This is a genomic window from Schlesneria sp., assembly GCF_036405755.1.
GTDB lineage: Bacteria > Planctomycetota > Planctomycetia > Planctomycetales > Planctomycetaceae > Schlesneria > Schlesneria sphaerica.
This window is the reverse complement of the sequence record NZ_DASWWZ010000523.1, coordinates 1-9,657: the sequence shown is the minus strand read 5'-3', so window position 1 is coordinate 9,657 and position 9,657 is coordinate 1. Positions and strand designations below refer to the sequence as shown.

Sequence of the window (9,657 nt, the reverse complement as noted above, 5' to 3'; positions counted from 1 at the left end):
GATTATTGAAGGGGTACGATTTTCAGCAGTGATCACTCAACTTACACCTGCCGATGTGCGATGGCCGACCAAATTCGGCCCAAACCGCTCAGAGGCATTTCTTAGGAGACATGAATGACGATCAAACGTTGGACTCCTGTGGCAGGAAGCATTCTCCTGCTGGGGGTGGGAGTCTTTGAGTCGACCCGGTGGCAGACCGCTCATTCGCAGGAAAATCCCAGCTCGCAGCAGAAGCCTCTCACCACGACCTCTGAACCCATCGTGGATTCGCTGAATGCACTGGCGCTGAAATTCGAGAAGGCATTCAACGCGGGTCGTGCACAGGAGATTGTGACGCTGTTCGCTCCGACGGCGGAAGTGATCGATGAAGAGGGGGACGTCATTCAGGGCCGTCCCGCCATCGAGGCCAGATTTGCGGAGTCATTCAAGAGTTACCCACAGGCACAGATTCAGATCGAAGTAACGTCAGCGCGGCAGTTGAATCCTTTTCTGGCGATCGAAGAGGGGACCAGTAACCTGACGCTGGAACCGGGAGAGCCTCCGGTTCGAAACCGATATACGGTGATCCACGTTAAGAGCGACGGCGTCTGGCAATTCGCCAGTGTCCGGGATTTTCCGGCTGAACAACTGGAAACGGCGCACGACCACTTACTGCAGCTCGGCTGGTTGGTGGGCCAGTGGGTGGATGAAAGTCCCGAAGGGCGTGTCGAGTCCACCGTGCGGTGGTCAGAAGACAAGAACTATCTGTTGCAGGAATACGTTGCTCGAAATCGCAATGGGCGCGAGCTACGGGGAGTGCAGCGGATCGGCTATGACCCCCTGCGAAAGACCATTCGAGCGTGGGCCTTTGATCACAGCGGTTCGTTTGCCGAATCCGTCTGGACGCCTGTCGAAGGTGCCTGGGTGATTGCTGCAGAAGGAGTCACGGCGGCAGGCCTTTCTGCGCATGCCACGCGGGTTCTGACGCCATTAACGACCGACTCATATCAGCTTGATTCCTCAGGGCAGGTTGTCGGTGGTGAGAGGTTGCCCGATTCGTCGATTCGTGTCGTCCGCCTGCCTCCCCGACCGGCTGAGTAGTCACGTCAGTTTGACGACTTCCCGATGATTGAACGGACGATTCCAAGTACCCCGAAAATCAACTCAAAGAGCATGACTATGAATCATCGAGCGTTTCCTCAGTGGCTTCGCTATGGGTTAACAACGGTCCTCATTTTTTCCATCGCGGGAGCCGGCCCGGCTCTTGGGCGTGGAGGAGGCGGTCGAGGTGGGGGATTCGGAGGCGGAGGAGGCGGTTTCCGCGGCGGAAGCCCGGGAGGGTTTGGAGGCGGAGGTGGACGCGGCTTTGGAGGCGGAGGCGGAGGTGGACAATTCGGCGGAGGGGGTCGACCGGCGGGCGGTAATTTTGGGGGCGGAAACTTTGGGGGCGGTGACCGGTCCTTCGGAGGTGGAGTTGGCGGCGAAAGACCCATCGGTGGAGGCAGCTACGGGGGCGGATTTGGTGGAGGACGTCCTGGCGAATTCGGTGGTGGAATCAACCGTCCCTCCATCGGCAGTGCACCGTCATTCGACCACAATTTTGGCGGGGCCGGCCGGGGGTCCATTCCGATTGACGCTGGCGGCATAGGGGGCAACCGGGGAATTGGATCGCGTGATGGCATCGGTTCCGGAGTCGGAATTGGGTCGAAGGGAGGATTTGGCGAGCGCCCGTTGACCGGTAATGACGGTGGGCTCGGCAATCGAGGTGCACGTTTACCTGGTTTGGATCAAGGAGGGTTCGGTTCAAGACTTCCCAATCAAGGGGCGGGACTGCAGGACCGGATGTCAAATCACCCCCGGTCGACAGAAGACCGGCGATCTGATCTGAACCAGCGAATGGCCAATGGTCGTCAGGACTGGCAGAACCACATTCAAAATCGGCAACCCGGCAACTACGATCACTTCAACGGACGCCACGAGGACTGGCAGAACTTCACCAACTCCTATCACTACCATTATGGAGCGTGGTACCACGGCTGCTGGCATGGAGGCTGGTATGGAGGATTTGGCTGGGGCAACTGGAACAATCTCTGGAACCGTTACCCTGTCGCGGCAGCCTTCGGACTGACGGCCTGGGGAATCAATCGCATGGCCTACGGATTCGGGTATTTCCCCTACGTGAACCCCTACTACACCCCCGCGATCGTTGGGACGGCCGGCTACGATTACTCGCAGCCCCTCGTGAGTTACGCTGACAGCGATCCGGGCACGGGATTCGGTACGTCAGTCCCATCCGGCGGTACGGTCGCAGATTCGGGAGTGAGTGATTCTGCAATCGGAGTAACGAATTCACAGCCTTCGCCTGACGATCCCGGTATGACGGCCTTCAGCAGTGCGCGCTCTTCGTTCTATAACGGCGACTATCCATCAGCTCTCAAGTACCTGGACACGACACTCAAGACGATGCCGCGTGATGCAGTCGTGCATGAATTTCGAGGTCTTGTTCTCTTCGCCACGAAGAGTTACCCCGAAGCGGCCGCCGCCATCTACGCTGTTCTTTCCGCAGGCCCCGGCTGGGATTGGGCCACGATGAGCAGCCTCTATCCCAATGTGGACGTCTATACGCAGCAACTTCGACAACTTGAGGCATTCACAAAATCAAACCCAGACTCGCCGGACGGACATTTTCTGCTCGGGTATCACTACCTGACGACCAACTTTCCCGAGGCTGCCGGGAAGCAGTTTGCACTTGCAGCGAAATTGCTTCCAAACGACCGGCTGCTCTCGCAACTCGTCAGTATGACCAGCCCGACTGATGCGGCGAAACCCGCTGAGACAGTTACCGCACCGACTCCTATCCCACCTGAAAAACTGCTGACGACAGATAAACTGGTGGGATCCTGGAAGGCAAGCGGCAACGGGGCAGACTTCACACTCGAGATGACAAAAGAAGGAAAGTTCGTCTGGACCTGCGTGCGAGGTAAGGACACCCAGACCGCGAAAGGGGTGTTCGCCGTTGATCAGAACAATCTCGCCATGCAGCCCGACACCGGAGGGACGATGCTGGCAGAAATTGATTTTCAGAGTTCCGCGCAGTTCAACTTCAAGATGATTGGCGGCGATGCCAATGATCCAGGATTGAACTTCACCAAGTAACCCGCACGTGATCCCGACCACTGCGCGCTGAAGTGGCTTCCCTTACGGGTGCTGCTTCAGCGTCATTTTTTTGGTGGCGCCTTCCGAACGCGAGGAAACCGATTCTTCCTGTCAGATCGAGTAATCCGGCGCCGGTGGCATGAAGACACGAACCCTTCGAGCGGCAACATACACCCGGTCACCGGGATTCAGTCGTAATTCGGCATACCTCTCGAGATTCAGGTCAACATTCAACGCCAGACCGAACTGTTCCGAGAAGACACGCACTTTGGCGACCGAACCGGCCGGATTCACCTGCATGACCCGGACTTCCAGACTCGAGGTCCCGCAGGGGGCATGGGAGATATCGAGTTCGTGAGGACGGACGTAAGCCGTCGCGATTCGAGATTCGGCATGTGGGTACTCGGGATACTCGATGTTGAGTGCCCCCAGCATAGCCATGCCGTTCTCGACACGGCCGTGGAATACGTTCACGTTGCCGAGAAAGTCCATCACAAAGGGTGTCGCGGGATGGTCGAAGACCTGCTGAGGCGTCCCTGCTTGCTCGATGTGACCGGACTTCATAACGACGACGCGATCAGCCACTTCGAACGCTTCTTCCTGGTCGTGCGTGACGAAAACCGTCGTCAGATGAATTTCGTCATGAAGTTGTCTGAGCCATTGGCGGAGTTCCTGCCGGACCTTGGCGTCGAGTGCGCCGAATGGTTCGTCGAGCAACAAAATTCTGGGCTGCACCGCCAGAGCACGAGCGAGGGCGACACGTTGCCGCTGACCTCCTGACAGTTGTGATGGGTAGCGTGAGTTGAGGCCTTCCAGACGAACGAGGTGCAAAAGTTCGTGGACCCGCTTTTCGATTTCCGAGTTCGGCCGATGGCGGACCCTCATCCCGAAAGCGACGTTCTCAAACACCGTCATGTGGCGGAACAGGGCGTAGTGCTGAAATACGAATCCGACCTGCCGGTCTTTGGGCGATTGCTGAGTGACATCTTCATCCTGATAGAGGACTGTGCCACTGTCGGCTGTCTCCAGACCCGCAATGATGCGAAGGAGTGTCGTCTTGCCCGAACCGGACGGACCTAACAACGCGAGCAACTCACCACTGGGCGCTTCCAGACTGACGTCGTCGAGTGCGGTGAAATTCCCGAATTTCTTGATTAGGTTCTTGACGACGATGCTCATGAGACAATCCGGTGGAAGAGGAAGTACGAGAAGAGTTTTCTTGCGGAGGCTGTTTCTGCGAAACCGACTACTCGATCTGATGAATCTTGGCTGCTTCACGCAGATCAGTTTGCGTCTTCCGTTCCAGCGCGATTTTGATGAACAAGGTGACAAGTGCAAGCAGAGTCAACAGGGACGCTGCAGCAAAAGAAGCCGCGTAAGTCTCGGATGATCCCCCTTCGAAGAGGGTGTTGACACGGATTGGCAACGTTTCAGTTTTATTGATGATCCGTCCGGAAACAACGTAGACGGCCCCGTATTCGCCCATTGCGCGGGCGTTACAGAGGATAATCCCGTACAGCAGTCCCCACTTCATATTCGGAAGGCTGACTCGCCAGAACATTTGCCAGCCGTTCGCTCCGAGGCTGATGGCGGCAACCTCTTCGTCAGGACCGATGGCCTCCATTACAGGAATGAGTTCCCGCGCGACGAAGGGTAGCGTCACGAAGGTGGTCGCTAGTGCAATTCCCGGCCAGTTAAACAGAATTTTCAAACCATTCGCCTGTAACCAGCCTCCGAAAACGCCATGGTTGGCAAACAACATGACGAACATCAGGCCCACAACGACGGGCGAAATGGCGAAGGGAAGATCAATGATGGTTGTGAGCAGCGTGCGACCAGGAAATCGAAACCGCGTAATGACCCAGGCCGCCGCCACACCAAAAATGACATTCGCCAGCACCGCGATCGGGACGACGAAAAGTGTCAGCTTGATCGCATGCATGGTCTCGCGATCGGTCAGATTTTTGAAATACGTCCCGATACCGCTCGAGAAGGCGTGATAGAAGACGTTACTGATGGGCAGAATCACCAGCACAAACAGCACGAGCACGGAAAGTGAGATCAGGCCCCAGCGGACCCACCACGGATCTTCTTGTGCCGAACGGCTCCGAAGCGTCGAATTGGCATTCGTTGAGGGAAGATGTTTCGGAACCGCGTGCATTGTGATCGTCTTTGCGGGGAGGAAGGACTGGAGTCCGTGCCGGGGATTCGGGCGAGCGACTGACGGTCGATGAGGGCATCATGTCAGGTCAATTTGCCGATGAGTTGGCGGCACTTGTCCTGCGTTCCAGGGCGTTAATGATGATAAGCATGATGAATGACGCAATCAGAAGCACCACCGCAACCGCCGTTGCCTCGGCCCACTTGAATTCGTCCAGCTTCTGAACGATCAGTACCGGGGCGATTTCTGTCTTCAGCGGGGTATTACTCGAGACGAACACGACTGAGCCGTATTCTCCGATGGCTCGAGCGAAAGTCAGTGCGAATCCTGTCGTGAGAGCCGGATAGAGGGCTGGCAGGATCACCCGGGTAAATGTCTGCCACCGGGTGGCACCTAGACATGCCGCAGCCTCTTCGATATCCGCGTCCATGCTTTCCAGTACGGGCTGGACCGTCCGCACTACGAAGGGAAGGCCGATGAAAGTCAGCACCAGCACGATGGCAGAGGTGGAATAAGCCAGTTCGATTCCCATCGGAACCAGGAACTGCCCGATCCAGCCTTTGGGGACGTACAAGCTTGAGTAGACGAGTCCGGCAACCGCAGTCGGAAGAGCGAACGGGAGATCGACCAGTGAGTCGAATAAGCGTTTGAACGGAAACTCATAACGAACCAGCACCCAGGCCAGGAGCAGTCCCAGAATCGTGTCGGTGACTGCGGCAATGGCCGAGGTGCTGAAGGTGACAAAATAGGCTGCCTGGGCTCGTGGGGTCCAGGCGGCGGCGAGAAACTGCTCAAAAGTGAGAGAACTCGCTTTGGCAATCAGTGCAGCTAACGGAATCACGACCAGTAGGCACAGGTAGGATATCGCAAGGCTGAGACTCAGACGAAACCCCGGCAGAATGCGATGTGATGCCATGAAAATGTCGACCTCAGATCAGAAACTCATACAGCTACGGCGGATAAAATAGAGTTGCGCAGTTTCGTGACATATCCGCATCTCGTCAACTGGGATCGCGCCAAGGCTGAAAACCGGAATTGTCGCCTACTGTTTCGAGTAAATTTTGTCGAAGATGCCCCCGTCGGCAAAGAACTTCGCCTGAGCTTCTTCCCAACTCGGTACCAGATCGGTGATCAGGAACAGCTTGATCGGCTGAAATTGTTCCGCGACTTTCTGAGCGATCTCAGGATCCGTCGGGCGATAGTAGTGCTTGGCAATGATCTCCTGTCCCTCTTTTGTGTACAGGAACTTGAGGTACGCTTCCGCAGCGGCGCGGGTTCCTTTCGTCTCGACGTTCTTGTCAACAACGGCCACATGGGGTTCGTGGAGGATGCTGACAGGGGGATAGACCAGTTCCAGTTCGCCCTTGGATTCTTTCACTTCCAGATAGGCTTCACTTTCCATCGTGATATGCACATCGCCGATCCCCTTCTGAGCGAAGGTCATCGTGGCACCACGGGCACCGGTATCCAGGTTGGGAGCGTTCAAGTAGAGCTTCTTGATAAACTCAGTCGCTTGCTCTTCTGTACCACCATTAAGAACCACGCTTCCCCATGCGCCCAGCAGGCTGAGGCGGCCATTCCCGGAGGTTTTCGGGTTCGGTGTGATGACAGCAATGCCTGGCTTTACGAGGTCACTCCAGTCCTTGATCCCCTTCGGGTTCCCTTTGCGGACCACGAATACCACTGTCGATGTGTAGGGGAGAGAGCGGTTCTCGAAGGTGTTCTCCCAATTGTCCTTGAGCAGCCCATTCTTTCGAAGAGCGTCGGTATCGGTCCAGATCGACAGGGTCGCGACGTCGGCTTCGAGACCATCGATGATCGAACGTGCCTGACTGCCGGAAGAGCCGTGGGACTGGTCGATCGTAATTGTCTGGCCCGATTCCTTTTCGTAGACGGGAATGAAGGCCTGATTGAGTTCTTTCCACAGTTCACGCGTCGGGTCGTACGAGACGTTGAGCAATTTCACGGCGCCGCCCGAGCTTCCTCCCGAACCTGTGTGATCTCCGGTGCAACCCACTGCCAGAAACAGAAGGGGAGCGGTCAGGAGAAGAGCCCGGATAAAAGTGCCAATTGCGCGACGCATGAAAATAGACCCCAAACTAAATATCACTGAAATTATCGACAATATGAGCAGCCGATTTGTGGACGGTGCGAGATCAAAGCCGGGCACCGCGTCGAAATCTTGCGATCAGATGCCGTCGCCACCGATAAATGCCGAGCTGAAAACCTCTGACTTTGTGACCGGTGCGGTGCCGTAAACAGCTGCCAGATTGGCCTCGTCCATTCGACGAGAGGAATAATTGCGGATGTCGAGCATGATACGCCGGAAGCGACAAGTCGCTTCCTGACTGCAGGGCTCGTAGGCTGTAGCAGAAACACATCCGATCGGTGCGATCAGTCCGTCGAAGAAACGGACGATCTGACCCATCGTGATCTCTTCCGGGCGTTTCGCAAGTTCGAACCCACCAATCCGACCGGGGATGCTTTTCACCCAGCCCTTGGTCTTGAGTTCGAGCATGATATGTTCCAGGAAGCGGCGCGGTACGTCATTCTTTTCAGCGAGTTCTCTGATGGAAACTGGCCCCTGCCCATATCTTCCAACAAGCGTCATGAGCGCACGGAGCGCGTAATCCGACTTTCGCGACACTTTCATCGACTTTGCCGCCTCTCCGTCTTGAAGGTTAAATACGACTATGTGACTGATATTATTCGGGTCATGACGAGCTTGTCAAATTGACCGTCAAAACTCCTCCTTCAAAACGCACGATTGAGCGTTTTGCCCACTGCCCGTGAGAAGGGATGGACGAGGAGCGAAAACTGGCTGATGTCAGCTTGTGCCGACTGCCGTAACCTGTTGGAGTCGAACAATTTGCCGCCCCGTTCAAGGGGTGCCGCACGCGCTACAGTGCATCGCGTCGTGCGCGATACCCCGCGGAGTTATTGACGTAGTGCTGGAAGGTAGTGGCCAGCCTCTGCCGCTGCTCCGGTGTTAATTCTTTGATCTGGCGAGCCGGGCATCCTGCCCACAGGGTATGAGGCGGAACGACCGTCCCTTCAAGCACGACGGCTCCGGCGGCGATGAGAGCCCCCTCACCGATCACACAGCGGCTGAGAACGGTCGCACCAATACCAATCAGGGCACCGTCCCCGACGGTGGAGGCATGTACGATCGCCCGATGTCCCAGCGTCACGCGGTTCCCGATGATGCAGGGGGTATCGGCTTCGATGTGCAGAATCGATCCGTCCTGGATGTTCGACTCTTCCCCCACCTCAATCCACTGCTGATCACCCCGAAGGATGCAGCCGAACCAGACTGAGCTTCTTGCTTTCAAACGGACACGCCCCACAACAACGGCTCCATCAGCCACAAACGCTGTCGGATCAATTTGCGGAACGGCGTGCAGCGCCGACCAGTCCCAGAGGACGTCCGGGTAAGCCACCGATGGAACAGGGGGGAGTTCTGGTGGGGCTGAAGGCCAGTTGGCCGTCTCGGGGACCATTTCATCTGAAGAATTGCGATTCAAGAGTAAATCCAGGCTCAAAGTTATCTAAATTTGCCGTTTCAGCTCGGCAATGGCGGAAATGGGACACTCGCTTAGAACGGTCGGCACCGCTTCACACAGGGGGTGGCTACCTGTCGGTTCTGCCAGCATCTCGGCCAGAGTGGTTTGGGCAAACGATTTCTCAACCATCCCCAGCGCTTCGTCCATGCGATGGTGCAGTGGACATAATTGCTTGCCGTGGGACTTGATGTTGAGAGGGCAAGTATGAATGCGCTCAATCGGTTCCACCGCATTCACGACTTCCAGAATCGTGAGCTCTTGAGGAGTTTTGACGAGCGTTACACCTCCACCGGTTCCCCGTTGACTGCGGACAATCTGATTCCGTCCCAGGTTCTGTAAGACTTTGGACAGATACGGTTTCGGAACCTGCGTGGCGAGCGCGATCTGGTCGGTGGTGCGGGCGTTCGGGGCGTGGTCGGCCAGATAGACGACGGCTCGTAGAGCATATTCTACTGTCTGAGAAAACATGCCTGCATTCCCATTGTCACTAAAATGGACATTGACGTCCAGTTTCTAAGGTCGTACAGTGATTGGAAAGCGACGCCGAGATCCAGTATCGGAGGAACAAGACCTGACGGTCAATGTTCAGCCGTGGAATTTCTGCGTTCGGACGTGATGAGCATTCCATTGTGAAATGACTTATTGCGGTCGACACCGGGTTTTCTTCTTTACAGGAAGACACCAGCATGAGTCCATCTATCGATCGCGCCGTCCACACGAAGATTCGGAGATCGAGTCTCTGGAGTGGCATCCTCACTCTCATTCTGTTGGGTCTCGGTTCGCCGTTTAGCGCGTTGT

Annotated in this window: 9 protein-coding genes; 2 read left to right on the top strand and 7 right to left on the bottom strand. The window is 56.3% G+C overall.

From position 1 onward, the window contains the following. The first annotated feature begins 114 nt into the window (after window positions 1-114). Both VGE80_RS17800 and VGE80_RS17795 read left to right on the top strand, forming a co-directional pair. A complete protein-coding gene (locus VGE80_RS17800) occupies window positions 115-1,080 on the top strand; it encodes a YybH family protein (protein WP_440593591.1) in 966 nt (321 codons plus the stop codon). Window positions 1,081-1,158: 78 nt separating this feature from the next. Continuing rightward, window positions 1,159-3,135 carry a tetratricopeptide repeat protein gene (locus tag VGE80_RS17795; protein WP_440593590.1) on the top strand — a complete coding sequence of 659 codons (1,977 nt, stop codon included), beginning with the start codon at window positions 1,159-1,161 and terminating at the stop codon, window positions 3,133-3,135. 111 nt (window positions 3,136-3,246) lie between these two features. Here VGE80_RS17795 and VGE80_RS17790 read toward each other — a convergent pair whose 3' ends face one another. The 7 genes from VGE80_RS17790 to VGE80_RS17760 form a co-directional block, all read right to left on the bottom strand. Further along, window positions 3,247-4,314: a sulfate/molybdate ABC transporter ATP-binding protein gene (locus VGE80_RS17790; protein ID WP_373651922.1), complete on the bottom strand. Its 1,068-nt coding sequence runs from the start codon at window positions 4,312-4,314 to the stop codon at window positions 3,247-3,249. Between the two features lie 67 nt (window positions 4,315-4,381). Then, window positions 4,382-5,296 carry a sulfate ABC transporter permease subunit CysW gene (cysW, locus tag VGE80_RS17785; protein WP_440593589.1) on the bottom strand — a complete coding sequence of 305 codons (915 nt, stop codon included), beginning with the start codon at window positions 5,294-5,296 and terminating at the stop codon, window positions 4,382-4,384. An 88-nt stretch (window positions 5,297-5,384) separates the two neighbouring features. Next, complete coding sequence (cysT, locus tag VGE80_RS17780) at window positions 5,385-6,212, bottom strand: sulfate ABC transporter permease subunit CysT (RefSeq protein ID WP_373651924.1); 828 nt, start codon at window positions 6,210-6,212, stop codon at window positions 5,385-5,387. 126 nt (window positions 6,213-6,338) lie between these two features. Continuing rightward, window positions 6,339-7,262, bottom strand: a complete 924-nt coding sequence (locus VGE80_RS17775) for a sulfate ABC transporter substrate-binding protein (protein ID WP_440593588.1) — start codon at window positions 7,260-7,262, stop codon at window positions 6,339-6,341. A gap of 222 nt (window positions 7,263-7,484) precedes the next feature. Continuing rightward, window positions 7,485-7,949, bottom strand: a complete 465-nt coding sequence (locus tag VGE80_RS17770) for an RrF2 family transcriptional regulator (RefSeq protein WP_373651926.1) — start codon at window positions 7,947-7,949, stop codon at window positions 7,485-7,487. A 247-nt stretch (window positions 7,950-8,196) separates the two neighbouring features. Further along, complete coding sequence (locus tag VGE80_RS17765) at window positions 8,197-8,820, bottom strand: gamma carbonic anhydrase family protein (RefSeq protein ID WP_440593587.1); 624 nt, start codon at window positions 8,818-8,820, stop codon at window positions 8,197-8,199. A gap of 24 nt (window positions 8,821-8,844) precedes the next feature. Then, entirely contained in the window at window positions 8,845-9,327 is a 483-nt protein-coding gene (locus VGE80_RS17760; RefSeq protein WP_397570141.1) for an RrF2 family transcriptional regulator, read from the bottom strand. Between the last annotated feature and the right edge of the window lie 330 nt (window positions 9,328-9,657).